A 25,253-nucleotide genomic window follows, 5' to 3' on the forward strand; every position below is an offset into this window, starting at 1 on the left:
AACCCAATCCGGCGCCGCCGCTCCTGCACCGATCATGGTGAATGGGGCGTTGCCGCGATCGTGGCCCAGCTTACGAGCGCACCCGGACCTGATCCCGGATCCGCTCGAAGCGGGCGCGGCTGAGCACGCGCCGGCTGACCAGTTCCTCGGCGGACCGGTAGGGCCGGCCCCGGACGATCGCCCGCCCGATCGCACCGCCGCCTCGCAGTCCGTTCAGCTCCGCCAGCGAGGCGGTGTTGAGGTCAACAAAGCTGCCGGCCACCGCCTGCGGCTCGGGCGCGATCAGGGCGGCCGTCCTGGTCGGAGTGGTGGGCTCGCTCACGGCGGCGGACGAAGCCGCGGGCGCCACGGAGCTCTGGGCCGCCGGGGGGCTCGAGGTCAGGGCCGTGCGGCTGGCCGCGTCGCGCAATCCGCTCGCGAGCGCCTGCATGTCCCCGCTCGCGGCAGGGGGGCTGGCCGCGGCGGTCTTGGAGGCCTGCGGGCCCGATCGCACGGGCCGCAGGACGGGCGAGGTGGCGTAGGCCTCGCTCAGCTCCAACCGGCCAAGGGTCACGGCGACCACACCGACGCCACCCGCGAGCACGAGCAGGGCGAACAGGCGCAGCCCGAACACGAATTTCAGCATGACCTCACTCCAGGGACGCGCGGGTGGGCGTGGAGGTCTGCCCGCGTCGCGGCAGCCCTCGCGAGGGACGCGGAGCGGGCTCAGGCGGCGAGGCTGCCGAGGGTGAGCATGCCGAGGATAAGCAGCGCGGTCGAGCCGGCGAAGCCGGCGCCGGCGCGCAGCCACCGCGCGGCGCGCGGGGCGGCGGGAGCCTGGGCGAGGGCTGGGGCGGTCAGGACAGTCATGGCGGCTCAGCGGGTGACCGGGCCGGGATAGACGACGCGCACGGTGCGGCGGGGCTCGCCGACGCTGCCCGCGCGAGCGGTGTCCGGGGCGGCGAGGGCAGCACCCTGGACCGGAGCGGGAGCGGTGCTCTGAAACCGGGTCACGGAGGGAGCGGCCGGCGCGGAGCTGGCCCGCTCGGGCGCGAGGGTGAGGCCGGTCAGGAGGGCGCTGAGGCCGCCCACGGCACCGAGCAGGCCCAGCGAGATGGTGGATCGGCTCGGGCCGGGCACGGTTCGGGTGGTGCGGATCATCGGTGGCCTCCCCAGGGCGTTTTTGCTTAGTGCGACGTTTGATAGAGCCCAAAACGTTGGAGCGCAAGCGTAATCCAGAACTAGGCCGTTCGGACGATGCTCTGCGTGGTGGACGCGGCCTCGCTGCAGGCGGGCGGAGGTGCCGAAAGAATGAGCTTGTGCTCTAAACGTCGTCGTGCGATTTCAGCTCCTGGATGCGCATTTGGGAATAATGCAACTTGAGAGAGTGGCTGATGACGGTACCCGGCGGTGACCTGCGGCTCGACAACCAGCTCTGCTTCAGCGTCTACGCGGCCGCGCACGCCTTCACGGCCGCCTACAGGCCGCTGCTGGAGCCCTTCGGCCTGACCTACCCGCAGTACCTGGTGCTGCTGGTGCTCTGGGAGCGGGACGGCGTGAACCTGAAGGAGATCGGTCGGCGCCTGCAGCTGGATGCGGGCACGCTGACGCCGCTGCTCAAGCGCCTGGAGGTGAGCGGCTACGTGCGGCGGCTTCGCGATCCCGAGAACGAACGTCAGCTGCGCCTGGAGCTGACCAGGGCGGGCCGGAGCCTGCGGGAGCGGGTCGGTGAGGCCCGGGAGCGGATCGTGTGCGCGCTCGGCGGGTGTGAGGAGCCGATCCAGGAGCTGAAGGAGGGGCTGCTGGGGATCATCCCGAAGCTGCGCCGCCTGGAGGGGAAGCGGTCCGTCCCCGATTGACGCCGACGAGCCCGTGCTGCCGCGCCGTCCCTGCCCGGCATGCAGTGTGTGGGGTGAGCCATATCGGGCCGAACGAGGCCGACCGAATCGGAGGGTTGGGCGTCGGCGTTCCGGGCACCTGGCGCGACCACGCGCGCAAGGCGCCTCCGTTTGGAATTACTGCACCAGCTTGATCGTGCGCTTGGTGGTGTTGCCGACCCCTTCCGGCACGGGGATGTCCGTCACGCCGTAGTTCGAGTTCAGGTAGAGGCTCGGACCGTCGAAGAACTCCACCTGACGCGCCACGATGATGGTGTACGCTGAGCGATCAGCAACGGGGTTGTTCGCGTCGATGATCAGGCGACCGGCCGGCAGGTAGATCGTGCCCAGCAGGTTGCGGGCGTTGTTGCTGATGATCCGGTACTGCCGCATCGGCGGTGAGCCCGGTGGTGGCGGAGGCGGCGGAAGCTTGGTGTCGGACTGGACCACCACCGGCGCCGTCACGGTCCGGTTCTCGAAGAACAGCAGGCCCGCCATCGGGCCGTCCTTCGGCGCGGTCAGGTCGATGCTGCTCCTGATGTCGAACAGCACCCCGCCGGCGTCCCCGGTGAAGTAGAAGCCGACGTTCTGCCCGGAGATCGCCCCGTCCTTGTCGACCACGAGCGGGCCGTTGTCGATCACGTACACCCCGGCCCCGAAGGTGACCTGGGCGCCGTTGGTGACCTTCAGCCCCTTGCAGTACACCCCCGGCAGCAGCAGCAGCGTCGGCGTCTTCGCTCCGTCGACCACGAGCTGGTCGGGGAAGGTGCAACTCGGCAGCGGGGGCGGCATGCGCGCGGCGAGCGGATCGGGCCGGGCGGGACAGCCGGTCTGCAGCAGGCCCTTGACGTAGGCCCGTCCCTTGCTGATGCCGCCCGCCGAGCAGATCAGCGCGGCGTCGACCGTCGCCCCGTCCTCCAGGTGCACCGCGGCCTTGTCGCTGGAATTGCCGAACAGCCCGCAGCTGGTGGCGACGACGTTGGCGTTCTTGTGCAGGTGCATGGCGTCGGCGTGGCTGTCGTCCAGCGTCAGCAGGCACACGCGGGTGGATCCGGAGAGCTCGCCCGTGGCCTGCGCGCTGAGCTCCATGGTCGGCATGGTGAGCAGGCGACCGAACAGGCTGCGCACGGTCTCGCGGATCTCGACCTGAACCCAGCCGCGCCGGTTCTGCACGCGAGCCGTGGCGCGGGTGACGGCGGGGTCGGTTCCGCCGGCCGCCTCGTAGGCCGTGCGCACCGCCAGGTTCCGGACGTAGGTGTCCGAGCCGGCAATGGTCAGCTCACCCGCGGCGGCGAGCGCGGCCGTGTCGACGGCCTTCTGCAGCTCGGTCCTTCGCTTGTGGATGCGGGCGTATTCGAGGGCGGCGCCGGAGCCGGCCACCAGCATCGGCAGGCACAGGCCGAGGATCAGCGCCGCAGCCCCGGCCCGGTCCGCAAGAAAGGTTTTCAGTGACCGCATCACCGGAGGTCCCGCTCCCGCCCCAAGCTTGGGCCGAACTGGAAAGGTTGGATTTCTGATCGTGCTCCGGCGGTGCCCGATGAGACGGGCGCCACGATGCGGCTCGCCCGGTCTCGGGCGACGCCGCAACCGGCGCGCGGGGAGGCTCCGTCACCCCGTGGCGATACGCCGATCACGCCGGCCGGGAGCCGGGTTACTGGGTCAGTCGCGGTTGTGAGACCGTCCGCTGGAACAGCGTCGTCATCGCGTCCGCGATGCCCTGGGTCGGGCTGACCTCGAAGTACAGGCCCGGCGAGGCGCAGCCCTGCATGGCGCTTGGCAGCGTCGCCTGGAACGGCGCGATCCAGGTGTTGTACCAGTCGTTGGTCGGCAGCGGCAGGTAAGTCGTGTACAGCACCGCGATCTTGATGCCCCGGTTCTTGAGCGTGGTGCAGTTCGCCAGCGTCAGCGGCTCCTGGCAGCGCCCCCCCGTGGTCTTGCGGGTGCAGGTCGAGGGATAGTAGGCGTCCGCCACGCCGTCGGAGACCAGGAACACCACCTTCTGCGGCGTCAGGGCGGTGGAGCCGTCGCCGGCGACGTCGATCTTGCCGTTCAGGCTCTGGAAGACGCCATCGAAGTCCGTGCACTGGTCGTTGTTGTAGCCGGGCTTCTGGATGGTCATGAGATCGATGGCCTGCGCGTTGGTCTTGGCGGCCGCGAGGTCCGAGCTCAGGGGGCTGACGGTGGTGAGCCCGACCGACGCGCAGTCCGCGCCCATCGTGTAGAGCGCCGTCCGGAACTGGCCGGGGACGAGGGCGGTGTTGGCGGCGGTGTCCATCAGGCGCTGGGTGGCCTGCCGGACCACGTCGATCCGCATGGTCACGCCGAGCGACTTGGCGAGGTGGTAGTAGTCGCTGTTCCCGGCCGACAGGTCGTGGCAGGCGAACGCGCACTTGTCCGGGGTGCGGCTCACCATGGTGCTGATGTCGGCGCTGGTCGCTCCGACGCCCATGGAGGGCGAGTTGTCGAGGAGGAGGTAGAAATCCATGTAGATCGGCACGGCGGACTTGGAGGCGGCGTTGCCGCTGACGGAGAGGGTGCGCATGCCGAGGATGCCCGAGAAGGCGGTCCTGTAGCTGGCGGTGTAGGACAGGGTCGCCGCGCGCACGCCGAGCAGGTCGATGACGACGGCGTCGGCCGAGACGCCGCTGATGTCCGGCATGGTCTGGATATTCTTGAGGAATGCGTCCCGAACCCGTGCCTGGGCGCTGAGCATGTCGAGGCTCATGGCGGCCTTGTTGGTGACCGACAGGACCGCGGCATCGGCGGCGGCGGCGAGGTCGGATCGTGCGGCGGAGACTCTCGCGTAATCGACGCTGACGCCCATCGCCACCATCATGGGCAGGAGCAACAGGCCGAACACGAAGCCGACGCTGCCCGAGCGCCCCGTGGACCATTCGGCACAGATGCGCCTCAAGGTGGGGACAGGGCGAGATGACACCTGCCTGGGCATCGATGCAGCTCCTGACCCGGCCGCCCAGCCCGGCTGACCGAATTTGATCTGATCGTGAGATACAGCTCATGATCTTAAATTTTGATTGATATTTCCGGGATGATGCATCGTCCGTAATATATTGATAAGGCGGCGGTCCAGCATCACATGTCCGAGCTGTAGCGTTAGAAACTGAGGCTTGACCTTCTGATCCTGAGAGGGCGCAGCCCGGCCCGGGCCGGCAGCCGAACCGGATGTCCAGAACGATGGGACATTGTTGTCGAACGCCGGCCAAGGGTGCCGATTACGACCCGATCCCTCAGAAGCCCATCGAGCTCTCACCTAGACTCGAGCGAGACACACCACCTGAACTCAGGTGCGGCGCTGCATCTGAGAGCCCTTTTGGACAATGAGGTATCGGGGTTCCGCGCGGGCGGAGGGCATGGTTCAAGCTCGGGATGTGGACCGAGCAGAGCCGTGGCCGGATGGCCGAGATTGCCAGGAAGACCGAGCGGTACCGGTCTGATCTCACGGACGAGGAGTGGGCGCGGATCGCTCCCCCGATGCCCCGCCCGAGCCGGCGCGGACGGCCGCGGCGCGTGGATCTGCGCGGGGTCGTGAATGCCTTGCGCTCCCGCGTGCGTGCGGGCTGCGGGTGGGAGATGCTGCCGACCGAGTTTGGCCCATGGCAGACGGTCGACGGGTGGTTCCGTCGCGTGATGCGGCGCTTCCTGGTCCAGACCATCCACGACCTCGCCCTGATGTGCGACCGGGAGCGGGCCGGCCGCGAGGCGAGCCCCTCCGCTACCGTCGTGGACAGCCAGTCGGTCAATGTGCCGGCGCCTGGGGCTGCGCGGGGCTACGACGCCGCCAAGAAGGTGACCGGCCGCAAGCGCCACACCGCCGTCGACACGAACGGGCGGCGGCTGATGGTGAACTTGAGCCCGGCGGAGATCTCAGACCCGGCTGGAGACCAAGTCATCCTCGACGCCATCCGCAAGCGCTGGCCGTGGGTGACGCACCTCTTCGCCGACGGCGCCTACGACCGGCTCCAGCCCATGGACAAGGCCGCCTCCCTCGACTTTTCAGTCGAGGTCGTGCGCCGATGCGACGAGGCCGCCGGCTTCCAGGTCTTGCCCCGCCGCTGGGTCGTGGAGCGCAGCTTCGGCTGGTGATCCGGGATCCGCTTGATCGAAGCGGATCCCGGATCACCAGCCCGCGCGGCGCCTGAGCGAAGCCCAAATCCGCCATCCCGAAGGGATCAAGCGGATTTGGTATGACACGCGGGCGCCGCCTCGTGCGCGACTACGAGCAACGCCTCGACGTCTCCGAGGCCATAATCCTCATCGCCATGGGCGCCATCCTTCTGCGACGGACAGCACATCACTGACTTCTCAAAAAGACTCTCAGCACACGACGGCCTGACCGTCGCGCCGCGGATCACTCGCCGCGACGTAGCCATCCTCATCCGGATCGCCCATGCGCCAGATGAACTGGCCGGCCCCGAAATCCTGATAGCTGTCGTTGATCACCTCGATGCGGTGGCCGCGCTCGGCCAGCGCCCGCACCGTCTCGGACGGCATGGTCGATTCGGCGTTGATGCTGAGCCCCTCATTCACGCGCCAGCGCGGCGCGTCGCAGGCGGCCTGCGGGTTCTGGTGGTGATCGAGCATGCGCACCAGCGTCTGCACGTGGCCCTGCGGCTGCATGTTGCCGCCCATCACGCCGAAGCTCATCACCGGCGCGCCGTCCTTGGTCAGGAAACCCGGGATGATGGTGTGGAAGGGCCGCTTGCCCGGCGCCACCACGTTGGGGCTGCCCGGATCGAGGTGGAAGCCGTAGCCGCGGTTCTGCAGGGACAGACCCCATTCGGGCACCACGACCCCGGAGCCGAAGCCCATGAAGTTCGACTGGATATAGCTCACCATCATCCCCGAGGAATCGGCCGTGGTGAGGTAGATCGTGCCGCCGCTCGCCGGATTACCGGGGCCGAAATCCTGGGCCTTCGTCCGGTCGATCAGCCTGCCCCGCGCCCGGAGATAGGTGGGATCGAGCATCTCGTCCGGCGTGATCGTCATGCCCGAAGGATCGGCCACGTAGCGGTAGGTGTCACTGAACGCGAGCTTCATCGCCTCGATCTGCAGGTGCTGGCTCTCGGGCCCGTCGGGCGGCAGCGAGCCGAGGTCGAACTCCGCGAGGATGCCGAGCGCGATCTGCGCGGCGATGCCCTGCCCGTTCGGCGGGATCTCGTGGAGCGTGTAGCCGCGATAGTCCTGGCCAGTCGGCTCGACCCATTCGGGGCAATATGCAGCGAGATCCGCCACCGTCATGGCCCCGCCGTGCTCAGCCGCGTGGCGGGCGGTCGCCTCGGCGATCTCGCCCGCGTAGAAAGCCCGGCCCCTCGTCTCGGCCACGGCCCGCAGCGTCCGGGCGATGCCCGGCAGCCGCACCCGCTCGCCGACCTCCGGGGCGCGGCCGCGGGGCAGGAACACCTCGGCGAAGCCCGGCTGGCCGGCAAGCTCCGGAACCTGGGCGGCGGCCGCCCATTTCTGCTGCACCACGATCGGCGCGAGGTAGCCGCGCTCGGCGATCTCGATCGCCGGCTCCATCAGGTCGGCGAAGGGCAGGCGCCCGAAGCGCTCGCTGAGCGCCACCCAGGCCGCGACGGCGCCCGGCACCGTCACCGAATCCCAGCCGCGCATGGGCGGGCGGGCCGCCTCCCCGTACTTGCGGCGGAAGTAGTCCGGGGTCCAGGCGGCGGGCGCGCCACCGGAGGCGTTCAGCCCGTGAAGCCGCTGGCCGTCCCACAGGATGCAGAAGGCGTCCGAGCCGAGGCCATTGCTGCATGGCTCGGTGATGGTCTTGGCGGCGGCGGTCGCGATGGCGGCGTCGACCGCGTTGCCGCCCCGCCAGATCATCTTGAGCCCGGCCTGGGCGGCGAGCGCGTGCGAGGTCGCCACCACGTTGCGGCCGAAGATTGGCATGCGCAGCGAGGGATAGCCGTGGTTCCAGACGAAGGGCTTCATCGATTCGCGTCCGTGGGTTCCGGGTCCGCGCCGCGGGGCTCCGCGAGCGATTCGAAGGCCCTGGTGCGCCGCTCTCCCGGGCGACGCAAGTTGCTCCGCGCGAGGCACCCCTTGGCGCGGCCGCCGCTTGGAACACGGTGTGCCACAGGGCCGCCGGTTTGCGACCTTGACGCGCCCGCCTCGGCGCCGGACGCTTCCGGCACGATCCGCCTTCCACCAAACGGACAGGACACCCGGATGCTGCGCCTTGCCGCCTGCCTCATCGCCGGGCTCGCACTCACCGCACCGCTCTCGGCCCAGACCCTGCGCTACGGCATGATGGAGGATCCGGACGCCCTCGACCCGACCCTGGCGCGCACCTTCGCAGGCCGCATGGTCTTCGCCGCGCTCTGCGACAAGCTCGTCGATATCGGCCCCGACCTGAAGCTGGTGCCCCAGCTCGCCACCAAGTGGGAGCTCTCGGCCGACGAGAAGACCCTCACCATGACGCTCCGGCCAGGGGTCAGATTTCACGACGGCGAGCCCGTGAACGCCGCGGCCGCCAAGTACTCGATCGAGCGCCACCTGAAGATGCCGGGCTCACAGCGTCGTGGCGAGATCGCGCCGATCGACTCCGTCGAGGCTGTGGACGACCTCACCTTCAAGATCAACCTGAAGCAGCCCTTCGCGCCCCTGATGGCACAATTCACCGACCGGGCCGGCATGCTGGTCTCGCCCAAGGCCGCCGAGCGGCTCGGCGACAAGTTCGCCACCGACCCCGTCTGCGCCGGCCCGTTCCGGTTCGTGGAGCGGGTCCCGCAGGACCGCATCGTGGTCAAGCGCTTCCCCGACTACTGGAACAAGGACCAGATCCACATCCAGCGCGTCGAGTTCCGGCCGATCCCCGACACCACGGTGCGGCTGACGAACCTGCGGGCCGGCCAGCTCGACCTGCTCGAGCGCCTCGCCCCCACCGACGCGCCGCAGGTGGCGCGCGACGCCAAGCTCAAGCTCGCCTCGACCTACGAGCTCGGCTTCCAATCGGTCCTGTTCAACACGGCCAAAGCCGGCTCGCCCATCGCCGACCCGCGGGTGCGCGCCGCCTTCGAGCTGTCGCTCGACCGGAACGCCATCAGCCAGGTCGTGTTCAACGGCGAGTTCCTGCCCGGCAACCAATGGGTCTCGCCGAAGCACCCGGACTACGTGAAGGACTACCCGATCCCGAAGCGCGACGTGGCCAAGGCCAAGGCGCTGCTCGCGGAGGCGGGCCAGCCCAAGCCTCAGATCACCATGATGGTCTACGCCAACAGCGAGGCGCCGCAGGTCGGCCAGGTCATCCAGGCGATGACCAAGGAGGCGGGCTTCGAGGTGAAGCTGCAGGCGACCGACTTCACCACCGCCCTCGATCTGGCCGACAAGGGCAACTACGAGGCCTATCTCTACAACTGGAGCGGCCGACCGGATCCCGACGGCAACACCTTCAGCTTTCTCAGCTGCAAGGCGCCGCTCAACTACCCGCGCTACTGCAGCCCCGAGGCCGACGCGGCGCTCCAGGCCGAGCGCGGCTCGGTCGATCCGGAGAAGCGCAGGGCGGCCTGGAAGGCGCTCGCCGACAAGGTGCTCACCGACCGTCCAAGCGTCTACTTGATGCACCGCAAACTGCTCTGGGCTTACAGCCCGAAGATCAGCGGCTTCGTCCCTTATCCGGACGGGCTCGTGCGCTTCACCGGGCTGACGCTGAACTGACGCTGCGGTTCTGATGCTACGCTTTCTGGCCCATCGCCTCGCGCTCGCCGTCCCGACGCTCATTCTCGCCTCGATGATCATCTTCGCCCTGCAGCAATTGCTGCCGGGCGACGTGGCGACTGCGCTCACCGGCGAGGAGCGCGACCCCGAGGTGATCGCCTTCATCCGGCGAAAGTACCACCTCGATCAGCCGCTCCCGGTGCGTTACGCCTACTGGGCGTCCGGCGTGCTGCGGGGCGATCTCGGCGTCTCGGTGCGCCTGCAAAAGCCGGTGGCCGAGCTCGTCCTCGAGAAGCTGCCGGTGACCCTGGAACTCGCCTGCCTCGCCATGCTGGTGGCGCTCGCGATCGGCGTGCCCATGGGCATCCTCTCGGCGGTCAAGCGCGGCACCTGGGCGGACGCTGCGGCCAACGCGATTGCTCTCTGGGGCCTCTCGATCCCGAACTTCTGGCTCGGCATCCTCCTGATCCTGCTGTTCTCGGTGCATCTCGGCTGGCTGCCGGCCTCAGGCTACGTGCCGCCGGGCGAGAGCCTGATCGACAATCTCGAGGCCATGGCGATGCCGGCCTTCGTCCTCGGCAACGCCATCGCGGCGGTGATGATGCGCCACACGCGTGCGGCGATGCTCGGCGTGCTCGGCGCCGACTACGTGCGCACCGCCCGCGCCAAGGGCGTGTCGCCCCTGCGGCTCGTGCTGCGCCACGCCCTGCCGAACGCGGCGATCCCCATCATCACGCTCGGGGCGCTGGAATTCGGGCAGCTTCTCTCGGGGGCGGTTCTCACCGAGCAGGTCTTCTCCGTGCCGGGCTTCGGCAAGCTGATGGTGGACGCCGTGTTCAACCGGGACTTCGCCACCGTGCAGGGCGTCGTGATCTGCACCGCCGCGACCTACATCGCCCTCAACCTCGCCGCCGACGTGCTATCGGCCGTGGTCAACCCGAAGCTGCGCCGGGCATGAGGGGGGTGGATGACATGCCGGAACCTGCGCCGATCCACTCTCCTGAACAGGTGAAGGGCGGCGCCGAGCGATCGCGAACAGCGCGCGAGGACGCTCGACGCCGATGAGCACAGGCACCCCGGTCACCGAAGCGGCCGAGCCCGCTGCGCCCGCCGGCGGCCCTGGCATGGTCCGGGAGGCCGGCCCTCTCGCCGCCTTCTGGCGTCGCCTGCGCGCGCGGCCGAGCGCCGTGATCGGGCTCGCCGTCGTGGTGGCGCTCATCGCCATGGCCGCGCTCGCCGACGTCGTCGCGCCCTACGATCCCACCGCCACCGACTGGGGCGCGGTACGCGCCGCGCCGAGCCTCGCCCACCCGTTCGGCGGCGACGAGGTCGGGCGCGATGTGCTCTCGCGCATCATCTACGGGGCGCGCGCCTCGCTCGGGGCCGGCCTCGTCTCGGTGGGCCTGGCCGTGGCGCTCGGCCTGCCGATCGGCCTCGTCTCCGGATACGCGGGCGGCTGGGTCGATGCGGCGATCATGCGCGTCACCGACGCACTGCTCGCCATCCCGTTCCTGATCCTGGCGATCGCCCTCGCCGCGTTCCTGGGCCCGAGCCTCACCAACGCCATGCTGGCGATCGGATTGTCGGCCACCTCCACCTTCGTGCGTCTCACCCGTGCGCAGGCGCGAGCGGTGGCAGCCGAGGAGTTCGTGGAGGCGGCCCGCTCCGTGGGCAACCCAGCTTGGCGGATCGCGCTCGTGCACATCCTGCCCAACATCGTGCCGGCGATCCTCGTCCAGGCGACGCTCACCATCGCGGTGGCGATCATCGCCGAGGCCAGCCTCTCGTTCCTCGGCCTCGGCCAGCAGCCGCCCGAGCCGTCGTGGGGCGCCATGCTCAACGTCGCCAAGAACTTCATGGACCAGGCGCCCTGGATGGCGATCTGGCCGGGCCTCTCGATCTTCCTCGCGGTTCTGGCCTTCAACCTGCTTGGCGACGGCCTGCGCGACGCCCTCGACCCGAGGCAGCGCACATGACGGTTCCCAGGGGCGAGCCCCTCCTCGATGTGCGAGACCTGCGCGTGACGTTCGAGACCGAGAGCGGCACGGTCCATGCCGTCAACGGCGTCTCCTACGCGCTGAACGAGGGCGAGACGCTCGGCGTCGTCGGCGAGTCGGGCTCGGGCAAGAGCGTGCATGTCCTGGCCATGCTGGGCCTGATCCCACGGCCGCCCGGCCGGATCGTCGGCGGGCAGGTGCTGTTTCGCGGGAGCGACCTCCTTGCCCTGCCCGAGCGCGAGCTGCGCAAGTTCAGGGGCCGCGAGATCGGCTTCGTGTTCCAGGACCCGATGAGCTCGCTCAACCCGGGCATGACGGTGGCCGCGCAGATCATCGAGCCCCTGCGCATCCATCTCGGCGTCGATCGCCGAGCGGCCCGGGCGCGGGCGCGCGAACTCCTCGACCTCGTGCGCATCCCGAACGCGATCGCCCGCCTCGACCAGTACCCGCACGAGCTCTCCGGCGGCCAGCGTCAGCGCGTGATGATCGCGATCGGGCTGGCCTGCCGCCCGAAGCTCCTCATCGCTGACGAGGCGACCACGGCTCTGGACGTGACCGTGCAGGCCGAGATCATCGCCCTGGTGCAGGAGCTGAAACGCGAACTCGGCATGGCGATGATCTGGATCACCCACGACCTCGGCGTAGTGGCCGGCATCAGCGACACCGTGCAGGTGATGTATGCCGGGCGCATCCTGGAGCGAGGACCCGTGGACGACATCTTCCGCGATCCGCGCAATGCCTACACGCTGGGGCTGCTCCGCTCTTTGCCCGATCTCAGCGGCGGGCGTGCCGGGCGCCGCCGGCTGCAGCAGATCGACGGCAGCCCGCCCGATATGCGCCGCACGCCGCCGGGCGACCCGTTCGCCCCTCGCAACGCCTACGCCACCCCCCGCTGCCGCTCCGAGATGCCCCCGCTCGTCCAGGCCGAGGGCGCCGCGCCCGGCCATCTCGTAGCCGCCTGGTACGACCTGCCAGCGCGGCTCGCCGAGGAGCGCGCGCGATGACGGCCACGATGCCGCAGGCGGTGAGGCCCTCCTGCCCCGTCATCTCGGTGCGCAATCTCTCGAAGGCGTATCCCTTGCGGGCTTGGTGGGGCGGCAAGGCGAACGTGTTCCGAGCGGTGCACGACGTCAGCTTCGACATCGCGCCCGGCGAGACGCTCGGGCTCGTTGGTGAATCGGGCTCCGGCAAGTCCACGATCGGTCGGGCCGTGACCATGCTGAACCCGCCGACCTCCGGCACTGTCACCTTCGAGGGCACCGACCTCGCCAAGCTGGCGCCGCGGGCCATGCGGCGCATGCGCAGCCGCATCCAGACAGTGTTCCAGGATCCTTACGCGGCGCTCAATCCGCGCATGAGCGTCGGTGCCTACGTGGCCGAAGCCTTCCGGCTGCACCGGCCGCACATGGGAGCGCCGGAGCGCCGCGCCGCCGTGGCCCACCTGTTCGAGCGCGTCGGCCTCGACCCAGCCTTCATGGGCCGCTTTCCTCACCAGTTCTCGGGCGGCCAGCGCCAGCGCATCTGCATCGCCCGCGCGATTGCCCTGAACCCGAGTTTCATCGTCGCCGACGAGCCCATCGCCGCCCTGGACGTGTCGATCCAGGCGCAGGTGGTGAACCTCCTGCAGGATCTGCAGGCGGATCTCGGGCTCTCGTACCTGTTCATCTCCCACGACCTGCGCATGGTGCGCTACCTCTGCCATCGCGTCGCGGTGCTCTGGCGCGGGCGCATCGTGGAGCTCGCCGAGAGCGACCAACTCTACGAGGACCCGCGTCACCCCTACACGCAGCGCCTGCTCTCGGCCGTCCCGCTGCCCGACCCGGTCGCCGAGCGGACCCGTCTTGCAGCCCTCGGCCCGGAGCCAGTAGGCGAGCGACAGCCGGGCGATCTGGTTGAGGTCGCCCCTGGACATTGGGTCGCGTCGGACGATTGAAGCTCAGCGCCGGGATCATGGAACGGCCGTGACCTGCCCGGCGGAGCTTGCGCGCCGCCGTCCGCAGCCGCTCCGATGACGAACCTCCGACGACGCCCGCGTCCTGCGCGCGGAAGCGGGCGTGGAATGCGCCCGCGCACGCGCCCCGGAACGGGTCAGGAATTCGCGCCCCGCAGGCTCGGTTGAGCGCCACTTCCGGAACTTCGCCGACGGCCGCCGGAACGGCCGCGCGTCACCCGGGACCGGACATGTCGACGTCGATAATCGTCCCTCCGGTTTCCCTGCTGATTCGCGTCAGGGCAACGTATGGAACGAGGGCTCCTTACACCTCATACGCCATCCGGTTGATGGCTTCGCCATCTCCCCTTTCGGCCATGCGGATGTCGGCGTCGCTCAGGCGCCGCGCAGGCGCGCGATCCGGGATCCGCTGCGATCAAGCGGGTCCCGGATCAGGAATAGCAATACGCTCTCTGAGCCTTCGCGCTCAGGTGCAAGCCTGTCGCCTGTATCTCACTGGCAGTCTGCTGCTTCACGACTTCCAACCTGCCGTCTTTGTCCGTCCGCGTCGCAGGACCTTGCGCAAGATGCGAGAGACTTGGTCGGCCGAGTAGGGCTTGTGCAGCAACTCGAAGCCGGTTGAGCTCTCCTGCGCCAGGACGTGGCTGTAGCCGGAGGTCAGCACCACCGGCAGGTTCGGCAGCCGCCGCTCGAGGAGCCGCGCGAACGCGATCCCGCCCATGCCCGGCATGACCACGTCCGAGAACACCACGTCGAACCCCGTGCCGCCGACCCCGAGCCTCTCCAGCGCGTCCTCCGCGTTGACGGCCAAGGCCGTCTCGTAGCCCAGGTCCTCAAGGATCTGGGTGGCGAAGCGCCCGACCTCGATGTTGTCCTCCACCACCAGCACCCGCTGGCCCGCTCCTCCGGGCTCGACCTGCGCCGTCTCACCGTCGTCCTCGGCCGGCGCCACGGGCTCGACCTCGGGCAGGTAGAGCGTGAAGGTCGTGCCCCGGCCCGGCACGCTCGCCACGTCGACATCGCCGCCCGACTGCTTGACGAAGCCGAAGACCTGGGACAGGCCGAGCCCCGTGCCCTTGCCGATCTCCTTGGTGGTGAAGAACGGCTCGAACACGCGGGAGAGGACGGCCGGCGCGATGCCCGAACCGGTGTCGCTGAGCGAGACGGCCACGAACCGACCTGCCGCCCCGGCGTGCCCCCGTATGGGCGGGAGCGATACTCCGCATTCCAGGCGCAGCGTCAGCGTGCCCTCGCCGCCCATCGCGTCGCGGGCGTTCACCGCCATGTTGACCAGCGCCGTCTCGAACTGGCTCACGTCCACCCGCACGAAACACGGGTGGTCCGGCAGGTCGGTCATCACCCTGATGCGCGCGCCCGTCACCGTGTCCAGCAGCTCGGCCACGGCGCGGAGGCGCGCCCCGACGTCGAGCGTCTCCGGCTTGAGGGCCTGACGCCGGGCGAAGGCGAGGAGCTGGCCGGTGAGCTTGGCGGCCCGGTCCACCGTGTCCGAGACCGCGGTGAGATAGCGGACCCTGCGCTCCTCGGCGAGGTCCGGGCGGCGCAGGAAGTCGACCGACGAGCGGATGATGGTGAGCAGGTTGTTGAAGTCGTGTGCCACGCCCCCCGTGAGCTGCCCGACCGCCTCCAGCTTCTGCGACTGGCGCAGCGCCTCCTCGGCTTGGCGCAGCGCCTCGGCCTGCCGCTTCTCGGCGGTGACGTCGCGCCCGTAGGCGTAGACGAGGTCGCTCTCGACCGACGTACGCCAGGAGATCAGGCGCGGGGTGCCGTCCTTGTGGCGGTAGCGGTTCTCGAAGTCGGTGAGGTCGTCGGCCGAGACTGCCTGCTCCAGGGCCGCCAGGGTGGCCTCGGCGTCATCGGGCCAGATGAATTCCAGGAAGCTGTGTCCCACCACCTCGGATGGGCTGTGCCCCAGGATGGCCTGCCAAGCCGGATTGACCGCGCGGAAGATGCCGTCGGCCCCGACCACGACCAGCAGGTCGCGGGAGTTGCGCCAGACCCGGTCGTGCTCGGCCGTCCGCTCGGCCACGCGCTGCTCCAGCACCTCGTTGAAGCGGACGAGGTCGGTCATCATCCGCTTCTGGTCGTCGATGTCGGTGCTCGTGCCCACCCAACGCACAACCTTGCCGTCGCTCGCCAGAACCGGTTGTGCCCGGGCCAGGAACCAGCGGTAGACCCCGTCGGCCCGCCGCAGCCGATACTCGGACTGGTAACCGGAGCGGACGGCGACCGCCGCGTGCCACTCCTCGGCCACGCGCGAGCGGTCATCGGGATGGACGACCGCGTGCCAGCCGTCCCCGTCGAGGTCGCCGGGTCGCAGGCCCGCGTAGGCGTAGACGCGATCGTTGAACCAGTAGGCGGTCCCGGCCGAGTCGGTGGCCCACACGAAGTTCGGCAGCACCTGCGAGAGGACGCGGAACTGCTCCTCGCTGGCGCGCAGCGCCTCCTCGGCCTGCTTGCGCGCCGTGACGTCGATGGCCGTGCCGAGCACGCGCACGCAGCGCCCGCCCTCGAAGACGCCGCGACCCTTGGCGGCAACCCAGCGGACGACGCCGTCCTCCCTGCCCACCGTGCGGTACTCGACGTCGTAGAGCGCGCGCTTCGTCGGATCGAGCGCGGCGGCGAAGGCGGCACTCGTGACGTCCCGGTCCTCCGGGTGGAGGCCGGCATAGTAGTCGGCCATCGAGACCGGCACGTCCGGCGAGATCCCGAACATCGCCTTCACCCGCGCGGGCCAGAACAGGCTGTCGTTGACGACGTCCACGTCCCAGAGCCCGACCTCGGCCGCCTCGGTGGCGAGCCGCAGACGGGCCTCGCTCTCGCGCAGCCGCTCCTCCGTCCGCTTGCGGGCGGTGTCGTCGAGGAGCAACCCGTCCCAGACCACGACATCAGCAACGAGGCGCGGTGCGGAGATGATGCGGGTTTGGACGAGCGTGCCGTCGGGGCGGCGCATGGGCGCCTCGACATCGAAATCTGAGAGGTCGCGGATGGCGGCTCGCTCGGCCTCGGCGAGACGGCCGCGATGCTCGGGCAGGATCAGGTCGTAGGCCGCGGCCGGATCGGTGAGCACGGCTTCGGTCGTTACTCCGGTCATGCGCTCGAAGCCGCGCGAGAGGTACAGGAAACGCCGGCTGGAGCCATCCCGGGGCGTGGCGATCTGATAGACCGCACCACCCGGCAGGTGGTCGGTCACCGCCCTGAGGCGCGCCTCCGCCTCGCGCAGGCTGGCTTCCGCCCGCACCTGCCCCGTCGTCTCGGTGCAGGCGCAGAACATGCCGGCGACCCTGCCTTGCTCGTCGCGCACGGGCGAGTAGGAGAAGGTGAACCAGGTCTGCTCGTCGTAGCCGCGCCGGTTCATGGTCAGGAGCATGTTCTCCGACCACGTTGCCTCCCCGGCGAGCGCCTTGTCGATGAGCGGGGCGATGTCGGGCCAGATCTCCGGCCAGATCTCGTGAAAGCGCCGGCCGAGCGCGGCGGGGTGCTTGTCGCCGAGGATCTCCGCGTAAGCGTCGTTGTAGAGGAAGCCGAGCTCTGGCCCGAAGGCGACGAACATCGGGAAGCGCGAGCCCAGAATCAGGCTCACGGTCGCGCGCAGGGAGGGCGGCCAGGTCTCTGGCGGTCCGAGCGGCGAGCCGGACCAGTCGTGCGTGCGCATGCGCGCACTCATCCGCCCAGCTGCTGGGAGGAAGAGCGGGAACTGGAAAATGGTGTTCTCAGGCATGAGACGCGAGCAGGCTCGACCTCTGGTGTGTGTTGCCGGCGTCCGGGAGGAGCATCGGTCCACGCTTCCACCTAGAGCGGCAGGCTTCGACGGCAGGTCCGGTGCCTTGACCAGCACCCCGGCCAAGACCCAGGCACCCTCGAAGGCGCCACGGCCTTCACGGCAATGCGCCACTGTCCTAAACAGACCACCGCACCGGTGCAGATCAACGCCGACGACCTCACGTTGAGGGGAGACGAAGGCCATGGACCGACAGCGCATTTTCATTTCAGCAATTTTTGCAACAGTGCTGACCTGAAGCGCTTTTGCTCAGACGCGCGGCTGCCAAGATTGGAGTGATGTGGCACGCAAATCCTGACGAAGAGAAAATCTTTGGTACCATGAAGATCTGCGACGCAGCCCACGGGTGCCGCGGCCGCCGCCCTCATCGGGGGGTGATCGCGAACCACCCGGCAGCGCTGATGCCTGCCGGGTTTCCCTTCGATCCTTCGAAGCCGTCAGGCCAAGCCTCTCAACGGTCTGGAGGTGCCAAATGGGAGGCTGATGGATCCACTTTGATTTCCTGACACGCAATCCTTGCAGCATTGCATCTCGGAAAAACGGTCGTTTTTTTGGACAGTTCGGTCGCGAAGGATGTCGCCACAGCTTAGAATCAAGGTAAAAACTGCCGGACGATCAGCGCTTTGGTGTGAGGGATACCTCTGGAAAATACGATGTTTGTATCCGACTTGCTGGCATCTGAATTTGTGATTTCAATTCTGAAAAGATCATTTTCCATCGCATGATAGTCACCGCCCGCCGAGACATGATCCAGATATGCATCCGGCAAAGGCGACGAATTCACGGAATCAAAGGCAGAAATCTCATTTTCCTGTTCATCGCTCATGTGAGTCGCCTGTGCCGGATGCGCGAGGAATTTTTGTTTCCCATCAATGACCACAGGACACAACTTGAATGTGCGAAGGACAAACCTGTGTATTGAGATGCATCGTGACGGGCCCAGTCGCATTGCCGCAGTTGTTCACGAGGGAGCTCGCGCGACCGGGCGGGATGGGCTGCGGGTTCAACCCGCCGCTCACTCCTTCAAGATGCTCCTCAGACAGTTCGTTGGAGCTCGGAGCGACGCGACTCTGATCGCGCCGCATCAACGTTTCCAAGAAGAAGCGCATCGGGCTCTCCATTCACGTGCACTCGTGCGAGAATGCACATGAGACATAAGATTAACGAATCTAGAAGAACTGTGCATTGCCGCACATGCCGCACACATTGCGCGCCCCTGCCGGCACCGGCACCTCGATGGTGTCGAGGAAGCGCAGCAACTCGCCGTGGCGGTGACGCTGCATGCCGCGGCCGATCACGGTGCCGTCCAGCACGGTGAGCGCGGCAAACAGCGCCGCGGTGCCGTGCCGGACGCAGTGTCGGGCGGCGCACGGCTTCCGCCATGGCCTCGGCATCGGCCGCACCAGTTCTGCCACGCTTGACGTACGGCTTCACGGAGGCGAGTGGCATCAGCTTGACGGTGTGGCCGAGCTTGATCAGCGCGTGGGCCCAGTGATGGGCGGTGGCGCAGGCCTCCGTGCCGACCAAGCGCCGACCAAGCAGGGTGTGAGCTTGGCAAAGAAGGGCAGGACCCCGGCTCGCCGCAAAGGCCGGCGCGCGAGGACCTCGCCTCGCGCGCCGATGCCATGAACCTGGACGACGTTCTTCGCCGGACCGAGGCCGATGGTGCTGACCTGTGCCAGGGACGGCTCCGGATGACGAGAACCGGCGGCCTTATCCCGGCACAGCGGTGCCGTGAGCAGGGCCGTCCACCCCGTCAGGCCCGGCCCGCGGCCCCGCGCGAGGCCTCCAGAACACTGTCCGGAGGCCCAGAGGGGCGTTCAGTCAGCGCCCGCGCCTCAGCCCTCAAGCAGGAACGAGATTTTCACGTTGACCCGGAACTGGGTCACCTTGTCGTTCTCCACGACGGCTTCGAACTCCTTGACCCAGACGGACTGGATGCCGCGCAGCGTGCTGGATGCGCGCTCGACCGCTTGCTTGATCGCGTCTTCGTAGCCTTGAGGGGATTGAGCGGAGAGTTCGAGGAACTTCACCACCGACATGATTGCCTCCCTTGCGGGTCAGGCACGTGATGCTATGCCCGGCGCCCTGGGGAGGCAATCCTCGTGCAGTTGCGCCTCGTGCAGTTGCGCGCAGGGGCTTGGCAGTGGCTCCGAGGCGGGTCCGTACTGCCCGTTATGCGGAGCTTCTCCAGTCCGACTGAAGGCCGACTGTATCACGGGCCGCAGTTCAAGCCGCACAATCACCGTCCGTGGCGCATGCAGTAACATACGTCAGCTTCATGCTAGCAGAAGCGCTAACATGGGTCCGTCAAATGAATGACATCTCCTACGATTTCCTGCCAAGATTGATTTGGAAGCGCCACCAATGTTGATGGAACGAAAGAAATCCTCTTTCGGCGCGCGTCGAATGGTCTTATAGTCGAGTCTGGTCAGAGCTGGGCTTTTGCAGAAGAGACCCGGCCTCTCGCGAGGGCATGGCGGTTGCGCCATGTGCGGGCCCGCACATTCATCGGCTCTCGGCGAGGCCAGTATTGGATTCGGTCAAATTGGCCATACCGCTTTGGCCACTGCTCCCGTTAAGAGCTGACGCAGGTGGTACATAGCAGATCCACGGAAGGAGCTTCCTATGCAGAAGCCCGTCGCTCACCGGCATAACGATGGATCAGCACACTATTCGTACTGCTATCCTGAGGATGGCAATCGGCTGACTCGGTTCGAATGGCAAGTCTCACGCCAGACGGTGGAGACCAAGCAGCGCTCACGAACGGCACTGAGTCTGTTCGGCTCCGCTCTCGGCCTTGCGACGGCAGCGTTCTGGGTGACGATGCTGGTGTCCCCGCCGACATCGGAGGCGACAGCCGCGTCGGAACCCTCGGCGCGGTGCGCGCAGGTGGAGCAGACGGTCCGGCCGTGGCTCGACCGAGAAGTTGCCCGTCGTGCTCGCGTCGGCGTAACGGCGGGCCAGGCGGAGTTCAACAGCATGCTGCTGTCATACCAGTCCGCCCACGCGCAGTGCATGTCCGGCCGCGTGCGCAGCGCTGAGAGCAACCTCAAGCGCTTGGAGGTGCAAATCGCCGCGCTTGCCGATCGGTCCACGTCGCAGGACGAAGACTGAAATCCCATCACGCCCCTCGCGCCGATGATGGCCAATCGGGCAGCACAGGTGGAGCACGCGCGCGCGAAGCCACGGCTCATCCGAAGCATTCGGCCAGATTACCCAATGGCATGGACCGTTCGGGAGCAGAACCGGCTGCTGGCGCAGTGCTTTGGGCTGACGTTGAGCCGCTCTCGCGGCTCAACGTCAGGAGGATCAGACCACGAGCTGCATCGCCGCGCCACGCTGATCGATGAGATGGACCAGCTCCGCTCCGTGCAAGCGGGCCACCGCGGGCATGTCCTGCGGCCGCATGAGGCTGAACGCCGTCGAGAGCGCGTCGGCTGCAGTCGCGGTGCGGGCGATCACGGTCACGCTCTGATAGCGGTCCGCGCAGGTGCCCGTGGCCGGGTCGAACAGGTGATTGAAGCACCCGGCCGGGTCGAAGCGGAAGCCGTAAGGACCCGAGGTCGCGACGGCGCGGTCGACGACCGGCAGCACCGCCGCGCTCTGCCCGGGCCGCTGCGGATCCTCGATCCCGACCTGCCACGGGCGGCCATCGGGACGTGTCCCGAGCACCCGCGTCTCGCCCATGTCGACGAGGCTCTTGTCCACGCCTTCGCTGCGCAGAAGCGCGATGATCCTGTCCGTCACGAAGCCCTGGGCGATGCCGTTGAGGGTGACCGCCATGCCCCGGCGCATCGCGACCCGGTCCGGGCTGACCAGCAGCTTGTCATGGCCGATGCGCTGGAGAACCGCGCGACGGGCGGCCTGCGTCGGGCCGAGCGGGTCGGCGTCGGGCCGCGAGAAATGCGCCTGGTATAGCGCCCAGAGCGGCTGGACAGTGACGTCGAAGGCGCCGCGGGTCGTCCGCGAGACGCTCTCGGCCGCCCGCAACAGCGCGACGAATTCCGGGGGCGGCGCCACGACGATGCCGGAGCGGTTCAAGGCGACGAGCACCGAGTTGGCGTCGTAGAGGCTGAACATGGCCTCGAGCCGGCGCACCTCCTGCACGGTACGCGCGGCCAGGCTTTCGGCCGCGGCCCGGTCCTCATGGTGGATCTGCAGCTTGCAGATGGCGCCCAGCGCCTGACCCTGCCAGGTCACGAGCGCCGCGTCGGCCCTCGCAGGGCCGCCGAGGGGCAGGAGCGCCAAGCCGGCAGTGGCAGCGCTGATGCCGAGGAAGCGGCGGCGGGGCAGGCAGGTCATCGGACGCCTCCGTGCGCGTCGTGCGCCGGCGCGGCGCGGGCACCGCTTTCCTCGGTCGCTCCGGCGCCGGGCGCCTCACCGCCGGCCGCAAGGACCTCCGAGGACGGCACCTCGGCAAAGCGCAGCACCCGGCCGCCCTTCTCGGCGGCGAAGCGCTGCGCCATGCCCTGATCCGAGAACGGCACGATCTCCTCCACCCCCATCCCGCCTCGCGCGGAGCTGCCAACCACGAACCAGGCGGCGCGCGCCTCCACCCAGTTCTCCGCGCCCGGCTTCGCCCAGGAGGCGGCCTTCCCCATGTCGGAGACGTAGATGGCCAGGATGTCCTTCGGCTCGTCCGGCAGCATGGTGAAGGCGAGGGCGTCCCGCGCCGAGGAGAACCAGACCGGCTCGATCCGGCTCTGCAGCAGGATCTGGCCCTTGGGGCCGGGATGCTCCAGCACGTTCATGCCGCAATAATGGCCCATCGCGTCGGCCGTGAGGGCCGCGGGCTTCGGCGCCTCGGCGCTCCGCTGCTGGTTGCAGCCGGCCGCCATCAGGCTGATTGCTGCCGCGCAGATCAGGACGAGTCGCCTCATAGCTCCCTCCGAGAGAAGGACACCGCCGCCATGCCGAGCGGAAGAACCGTCCAGAGGCCCAGCGCCAGGACCAGTATCGACGGGGTCAGGGCGGCATCCGCGGTCAGCCCGGCCATCCCGGAGAACGCGCTGGCATTGCCGAGGCCCGCCAGGTTCACCAGCCGGTAAATGTCGGTTGGGTTGAGCAGCAGCAGGACGTTGAGGAGCCCTGCCGAGATCACGCGGCCCTGATCGACCACCAGGAGCCCGAGCAGCGCCATGTCGTAGATGAGCACCAGCGCGAGCCAGATCCCGATCGAGGCGCCGGCTGCCGTGCTGCGGCTGCCCGCGAGCGCGCTCACCAAGTAGCCGAGGGCCACGAAAACGGCGCCGAGCGCGACCGACGAGCCGATCATCGCGGCGAAGGCGAGCCAGCTCGCGGCCTGGATCTCGGCGCCGGTCAGCAGCAGGGCCACCGCCGCGGCGCCGTAGCCGAGCAGCGTGGCGAAGGCCAGGATCGCGAGGTGGCCCAAGAACTTGCCAAGCACCACCTGGCCGCGTCCGACCGGATAGCTGAGGAGCAGCAGCATCGTGCCGCGCTCCATCTCGCCGACGATCGCGTCGTGCGCGAGCAGCAGCGCGATCAGGGGCAGCAGGAATATCGTCAGGCTGGACAGGCTGACGATCACCACGTCGAGCGCGCGGACGCCGACGCTGCCGGTGGGCGCACTCCCGAGGAAGGTCAAGGCCAGGGACAGCCCGGCCATCAGCAGCGTGGTTGCGAGCACCCAGCGGTTGCGCAGCGCTTCCTGCACCTCCTTGACCGCCATGATCCAGGTCGCCCTCATGCCGCGGGCTCCCGGTCACGCAGGAAATGCGCGTAGAGGTCGTCGAGCGTCGGTGAGAGCACGTCGATATCCTCGGGTGGCGACCCGGCGCACAGCAGCGTCCGCAGCATCGCGACCTTGCGGTGATCCGCGACCGCGAACTCGAGCGCCCCGCAGGGGAGGCGCCGAGCCGTCGCGAGGCCCGCCGGCAGGACGGGCGCCTCCGATCCGGGCCGGATGCGGATGCGCACGGGCAAGCGCGCCACGCGGCGCAGCTCCTCCAGCGATCCGCTCGCCGCCATGCGGCCCCGGTCCATGATGATGACCCGGTCGGCTCGGTCCTCCAGTTCGCTGAGCGCGTGGGAGGAGAGCAGCACGGTGGCGCCGCGGCCAGCGAGCGCCCGCACAATGTCGTAGAAGGCGAGCCTGAGCGCCGGGTCGAGGCCGGTCGTGGGCTCGTCGAGGAGCAGCACCTCGGGCTCGCCGATCAGGGCTTGGGCGAGGCCCAGCCGCTGCCGCATGCCCTTCGAATAGGTGCCGACGCGGCGATGAGATGCCTCGCCGAGCCCGACACGCTCCAGCAGGCGGAGGCTCGCGGTCTCGGGCGCGCGCTTGAGCCGCGCGTAGAAGCTCAGGGTCTCGCGCCCAGTCAGGGCCCCGTTGAAGGAAACGTTCTCGGGCAGATAGCCGAGCCGCCGACGGGCCGCGAACTGCCCGGCGGCCGGGTTCTCGCCCAGCACCTGGACACTGCCGGCATTCGCTCGAATCAGGCCCAGCATCAGCTTCATCAGGGTGGTCTTGCCGGCGCCGTTATGGCCGACCAGCGCCACGGCGCCGGAGGCCAGCGTGAAGCTGACGTCGCGCACCGCCTCGGCGGCCCCGTAGCGTTTCGTCACGCCCCGCAGCTCAACCGCTCCGGTCATGGTTCCGGTCCTCGTCGTGCCGGCTTCGCGGGCGGCGAGATGAGAGGTTTGGTGTCCACGACACCGCCCGGCAGGAGAGCCGGGAACTGCGATTGTGCCCAGCGGATCACCTGGAGCGCCGGCGAGTTGACCAGGACCTTGGCGGCGGGCGCCGTCCAGAGCACCTTGTCGATGATGTCGTTGGGCCGGTAGGCCGTATCGGCCAGCCCGTCGCCGTTCAGGTCGAAGCCCGGGTTGTCGCTCCAGTAATTGCCTCGCCCGCCAGCCGACCAGTCGAGATAGCGCGTCCCGACATATTTCACCTGGTTGCGGTTGGCCACGAAGGCGTTGCCGGACACTTGGTTGCCTTCGGAGCCCGCCGTGAAGTGGATGCCGATCTCGCAGCCCTCGAACCAGTTGTCGCGGAATCGGTTCTGGTTTGCATTGTAGATGAAGACGCATTTCTCCGGCCCGATCCGGGCCGCGGCGGCCGGGGCGGATGCCGGCCCGGCGGCTGGCAGGCCGTGCTCGGACGCCGAGCGCTGGCCACGGCTCGTCCACCGCTCGGCGGGCTGCGGCCCGCCCACCACCAGATTGCCCGCCACCTCGGATCCGTTCGCGTAGTTGAAGACGAAGCCGTCGTCGCGGTCGCGGTCGGAGACGTTGCCGCTCACGACCAGCCGGTTCGAGAACATGATGGCGTAGCCGACCGCGTTGCCGGTCGAGATATTGTCTCTTATCTCGCTGTCGTTCGTATACATATAGTGGATGGCGAAGCGAAGGTCGTGGAAGTTGTTGCGGGAGAAGACATTGCGCTTGCTGCTGATCGTGAAGACGCCGTCCCGGCCGAAGCTGATGTCGTTGTCGACGACCTGCGCGCCGGGCGCGTTCCAGACCGATACCCCGTTGCCCGCCTCGGCGAGGCGGCCGTCCCGAAGGCCCACGATGGTGTTGTGGCGCACGAGGGCGTCCTCGGCCCCGTGCACGTAGACGCCGAACAGGTTGCCCTGGATGCGGTTGCGCTCCACGCGCGCACCCTTGGCCTCCTTGGTCAGGAAGACACCGGAATCCATCCGCTCCAGATTCGTTCCGGAGCCGCGCACCTCGAGCCCGCGGAGGCTCACGCCGGGCGACGTGACCGTGATGACGCTCCCGGCGCCGTCCCCCTCGATCATGGTTCCCGGCTCTCCCTCGATCGCGAGCGGCTTGCCGACCGCGAGCGGGCCGCGGTAGCGCCCGCTCCGGAAGACGAGCGTGTCCCCCGCGCGCGCCGCATCCACGGCCTGCTGCGGCGATCCCGCCGCGGGCGAAACCTCCCGCCGCTCCGCCCGGGCCGAAGGGGCCATGCTGGCGGCGAGAATCGCCGCCAGCATCCATCG

At 68.7% G+C, this 25,253-nt stretch carries 21 protein-coding genes and 4 pseudogenes; 9 read left to right on the forward strand and 16 right to left on the reverse strand.

The genetic code is table 11. The annotated features are described in order from the left end of the window. Positions 1–70 precede the first annotated feature (70 nt). The 3 genes from M446_RS13585 to M446_RS13590 form a co-directional block, all read right to left on the reverse strand. Positions 71–625, reverse strand: coding sequence for a ComEA family DNA-binding protein (locus M446_RS13585; RefSeq protein WP_012332666.1), 555 nt, complete (start codon positions 623–625; stop codon positions 71–73). Positions 626–705: 80 nt separating this feature from the next. Further along, complete coding sequence (locus M446_RS38135) at positions 706–849, reverse strand: hypothetical protein (protein WP_012332667.1); 144 nt, start codon at positions 847–849, stop codon at positions 706–708. Between the two features lie 6 nt (positions 850–855). Beyond that, positions 856–1,140 carry a hypothetical protein gene (locus M446_RS13590; RefSeq protein WP_012332668.1) on the reverse strand — a complete coding sequence of 95 codons (285 nt, stop codon included), beginning with the start codon at positions 1,138–1,140 and terminating at the stop codon, positions 856–858. Positions 1,141–1,373: 233 nt separating this feature from the next. On the opposite strand from M446_RS13590, the gene M446_RS13595 reads away from it, so the two are divergent. Continuing rightward, complete coding sequence (locus M446_RS13595) at positions 1,374–1,838, forward strand: MarR family winged helix-turn-helix transcriptional regulator (protein ID WP_012332669.1); 465 nt, start codon at positions 1,374–1,376, stop codon at positions 1,836–1,838. 156 nt (positions 1,839–1,994) lie between these two features. Here the strand turns inward: M446_RS13595 and M446_RS13600 are convergent, their stop codons facing one another. Together M446_RS13600 and M446_RS13605 are read right to left on the reverse strand one after the other, a co-directional pair. Beyond that, on the reverse strand, positions 1,995–3,314 hold the full coding sequence (locus M446_RS13600; protein ID WP_012332670.1) for a pilus assembly protein TadG-related protein: 1,320 nt from the start codon (positions 3,312–3,314) through the stop codon (positions 1,995–1,997). A gap of 193 nt (positions 3,315–3,507) precedes the next feature. Beyond that, positions 3,508–4,770 (reverse strand): pilus assembly protein TadG-related protein, encoded by a 1,263-nt coding sequence (locus M446_RS13605; protein WP_018260667.1) that lies wholly within the window; start codon positions 4,768–4,770, stop codon positions 3,508–3,510. Positions 4,771–5,243: 473 nt separating this feature from the next. Here M446_RS13605 and M446_RS13610 point away from each other — a divergent pair. Together M446_RS13610 and M446_RS39700 are read left to right on the forward strand one after the other, a co-directional pair. Then, positions 5,244–5,957: pseudogene (locus M446_RS13610) on the forward strand (IS5 family transposase); the annotation flags it as partial. Positions 5,958–6,061: 104 nt separating this feature from the next. After that, a pseudogene (locus M446_RS39700) lies at positions 6,062–6,175 on the forward strand (IS5/IS1182 family transposase); the annotation flags it as partial. Positions 6,176–6,191: 16 nt separating this feature from the next. On the opposite strand, the gene M446_RS13620 reads toward M446_RS39700, so the two are convergent. Further along, a complete protein-coding gene (locus M446_RS13620) occupies positions 6,192–7,811 on the reverse strand; it encodes a gamma-glutamyltransferase family protein (RefSeq protein WP_012332672.1) in 1,620 nt (539 codons plus the stop codon). A 237-nt stretch (positions 7,812–8,048) separates the two neighbouring features. Here M446_RS13620 and M446_RS13625 point away from each other — a divergent pair, with 237 nt between their 5' ends. The 5 genes from M446_RS13625 (at position 8,049) to M446_RS13645 (ending at position 13,466) form a co-directional block, all read left to right on the forward strand. Then, a complete protein-coding gene (locus M446_RS13625) occupies positions 8,049–9,536 on the forward strand; it encodes an ABC transporter substrate-binding protein (protein WP_012332673.1) in 1,488 nt (495 codons plus the stop codon). A gap of 13 nt (positions 9,537–9,549) precedes the next feature. Then, complete coding sequence (locus M446_RS13630; RefSeq protein ID WP_012332674.1) at positions 9,550–10,494, forward strand: ABC transporter permease; 945 nt, start codon at positions 9,550–9,552, stop codon at positions 10,492–10,494. 103 nt (positions 10,495–10,597) lie between these two features. Then, entirely contained in the window at positions 10,598–11,512 is a 915-nt protein-coding gene (locus tag M446_RS13635) for an ABC transporter permease (protein WP_012332675.1), read from the forward strand. Continuing rightward, positions 11,509–12,537: an ABC transporter ATP-binding protein gene (locus M446_RS13640; protein ID WP_012332676.1), complete on the forward strand. Its 1,029-nt coding sequence runs from the start codon at positions 11,509–11,511 to the stop codon at positions 12,535–12,537. Before M446_RS13635 ends, M446_RS13640 begins: the two co-directional genes overlap by 4 nt. Beyond that, positions 12,534–13,466 (forward strand): ABC transporter ATP-binding protein, encoded by a 933-nt coding sequence (locus tag M446_RS13645; RefSeq protein WP_012332677.1) that lies wholly within the window; start codon positions 12,534–12,536, stop codon positions 13,464–13,466. Before M446_RS13640 ends, M446_RS13645 begins: the two co-directional genes overlap by 4 nt. Before the next feature lie 529 nt (positions 13,467–13,995). On the opposite strand, the gene M446_RS13650 is transcribed toward M446_RS13645, so the two are convergent. From M446_RS13650 to M446_RS13655, 5 genes and pseudogenes are all read right to left on the reverse strand, one after another. Beyond that, entirely contained in the window at positions 13,996–17,157 is a 3,162-nt protein-coding gene (locus tag M446_RS13650) for a PAS domain-containing protein (protein WP_150108650.1), read from the reverse strand. Positions 17,158–17,875: 718 nt separating this feature from the next. Beyond that, positions 17,876–18,109: a hypothetical protein gene (locus M446_RS37145; protein WP_150108651.1), complete on the reverse strand. Its 234-nt coding sequence runs from the start codon at positions 18,107–18,109 to the stop codon at positions 17,876–17,878. Positions 18,110–18,500: 391 nt separating this feature from the next. Next, positions 18,501–18,632, reverse strand: a pseudogene (locus M446_RS37150) (IS630 family transposase); the annotation flags it as partial. Between the two features lies 1 nt (position 18,633). Continuing rightward, positions 18,634–18,965, reverse strand: a pseudogene (locus tag M446_RS37155) (IS110 family transposase); the annotation flags it as partial. A gap of 156 nt (positions 18,966–19,121) precedes the next feature. Further along, positions 19,122–19,325, reverse strand: a complete 204-nt coding sequence (locus M446_RS13655; RefSeq protein WP_012332679.1) for a dodecin family protein — start codon at positions 19,323–19,325, stop codon at positions 19,122–19,124. 586 nt (positions 19,326–19,911) lie between these two features. Here M446_RS13655 and M446_RS13660 point away from each other — a divergent pair. After that, positions 19,912–20,400, forward strand: coding sequence for a hypothetical protein (locus M446_RS13660; RefSeq protein WP_012332680.1), 489 nt, complete (start codon positions 19,912–19,914; stop codon positions 20,398–20,400). A 195-nt stretch (positions 20,401–20,595) separates the two neighbouring features. Here M446_RS13660 and M446_RS13665 read toward each other — a convergent pair whose 3' ends face one another. From M446_RS13665 to M446_RS13685, 5 genes are read right to left on the reverse strand one after another with little or no spacing between them, the layout of a single operon-like run. Continuing rightward, complete coding sequence (locus M446_RS13665; protein ID WP_012332681.1) at positions 20,596–21,588, reverse strand: FAD:protein FMN transferase; 993 nt, start codon at positions 21,586–21,588, stop codon at positions 20,596–20,598. Beyond that, positions 21,585–22,166, reverse strand: coding sequence for a nitrous oxide reductase accessory protein NosL (locus tag M446_RS13670; RefSeq protein WP_012332682.1), 582 nt, complete (start codon positions 22,164–22,166; stop codon positions 21,585–21,587). Before M446_RS13670 ends, M446_RS13665 begins: the two co-directional genes overlap by 4 nt. Next, positions 22,163–22,993: an ABC transporter permease subunit gene (locus M446_RS13675; protein ID WP_012332683.1), complete on the reverse strand. Its 831-nt coding sequence runs from the start codon at positions 22,991–22,993 to the stop codon at positions 22,163–22,165. Before M446_RS13675 ends, M446_RS13670 begins: the two co-directional genes overlap by 4 nt. Beyond that, entirely contained in the window at positions 22,990–23,895 is a 906-nt protein-coding gene (locus M446_RS13680) for an ABC transporter ATP-binding protein (protein ID WP_012332684.1), read from the reverse strand. The genes M446_RS13675 and M446_RS13680 overlap by 4 nt, the downstream gene beginning before the upstream one ends. Further along, positions 23,892–25,247: a nitrous oxide reductase family maturation protein NosD gene (locus M446_RS13685; RefSeq protein WP_012332685.1), complete on the reverse strand. Its 1,356-nt coding sequence runs from the start codon at positions 25,245–25,247 to the stop codon at positions 23,892–23,894. Before M446_RS13685 ends, M446_RS13680 begins: the two co-directional genes overlap by 4 nt. Positions 25,248–25,253 lie beyond the last annotated feature (6 nt).

It is taken from the genome of Methylobacterium sp. 4-46 (assembly GCF_000019365.1).
In the GTDB taxonomy this organism is placed as follows: Bacteria; Pseudomonadota; Alphaproteobacteria; order Rhizobiales; family Beijerinckiaceae; genus Methylobacterium.

Coding starts and splice junctions, on each gene's coding strand:
- M446_RS13675 (WP_012332683.1), bottom strand. CDS start 22,993: ATGAGGGCGACCTGGATCATGGCGGTCAAGGAGGTGCAGGAAGCGCTG.
- M446_RS13670 (WP_012332682.1), bottom strand. CDS start 22,166: ATGAGGCGACTCGTCCTGATCTGCGCGGCAGCAATCAGCCTGATGGCG.
- M446_RS13590 (WP_012332668.1), bottom strand. CDS start 1,140: ATGATCCGCACCACCCGAACCGTGCCCGGCCCGAGCCGATCCACCATC.
- M446_RS13620 (WP_012332672.1), bottom strand. CDS start 7,811: ATGAAGCCCTTCGTCTGGAACCACGGCTATCCCTCGCTGCGCATGCCA.
- M446_RS13595 (WP_012332669.1), top strand. CDS start 1,374: ATGACGGTACCCGGCGGTGACCTGCGGCTCGACAACCAGCTCTGCTTC.
- M446_RS13685 (WP_012332685.1), bottom strand. CDS start 25,247: ATGCTGGCGGCGATTCTCGCCGCCAGCATGGCCCCTTCGGCCCGGGCG.
- M446_RS13600 (WP_012332670.1), bottom strand. CDS start 3,314: ATGCGGTCACTGAAAACCTTTCTTGCGGACCGGGCCGGGGCTGCGGCG.
- M446_RS37145 (WP_150108651.1), bottom strand. CDS start 18,109: ATGAGCGATGAACAGGAAAATGAGATTTCTGCCTTTGATTCCGTGAAT.
- M446_RS13640 (WP_012332676.1), top strand. CDS start 11,509: ATGACGGTTCCCAGGGGCGAGCCCCTCCTCGATGTGCGAGACCTGCGC.
- M446_RS13645 (WP_012332677.1), top strand. CDS start 12,534: ATGACGGCCACGATGCCGCAGGCGGTGAGGCCCTCCTGCCCCGTCATC.
- M446_RS13650 (WP_150108650.1), bottom strand. CDS start 17,157: ATGCGCACGCACGACTGGTCCGGCTCGCCGCTCGGACCGCCAGAGACC.
- M446_RS38135 (WP_012332667.1), bottom strand. CDS start 849: ATGACTGTCCTGACCGCCCCAGCCCTCGCCCAGGCTCCCGCCGCCCCG.
- M446_RS13630 (WP_012332674.1), top strand. CDS start 9,550: ATGCTACGCTTTCTGGCCCATCGCCTCGCGCTCGCCGTCCCGACGCTC.
- M446_RS13625 (WP_012332673.1), top strand. CDS start 8,049: ATGCTGCGCCTTGCCGCCTGCCTCATCGCCGGGCTCGCACTCACCGCA.
- M446_RS13655 (WP_012332679.1), bottom strand. CDS start 19,325: ATGTCGGTGGTGAAGTTCCTCGAACTCTCCGCTCAATCCCCTCAAGGC.
- M446_RS13680 (WP_012332684.1), bottom strand. CDS start 23,895: ATGACCGGAGCGGTTGAGCTGCGGGGCGTGACGAAACGCTACGGGGCC.
- M446_RS13635 (WP_012332675.1), top strand. CDS start 10,598: ATGAGCACAGGCACCCCGGTCACCGAAGCGGCCGAGCCCGCTGCGCCC.
- M446_RS13665 (WP_012332681.1), bottom strand. CDS start 21,588: ATGACCTGCCTGCCCCGCCGCCGCTTCCTCGGCATCAGCGCTGCCACT.
- M446_RS13660 (WP_012332680.1), top strand. CDS start 19,912: ATGCAGAAGCCCGTCGCTCACCGGCATAACGATGGATCAGCACACTAT.
- M446_RS13585 (WP_012332666.1), bottom strand. CDS start 625: ATGCTGAAATTCGTGTTCGGGCTGCGCCTGTTCGCCCTGCTCGTGCTC.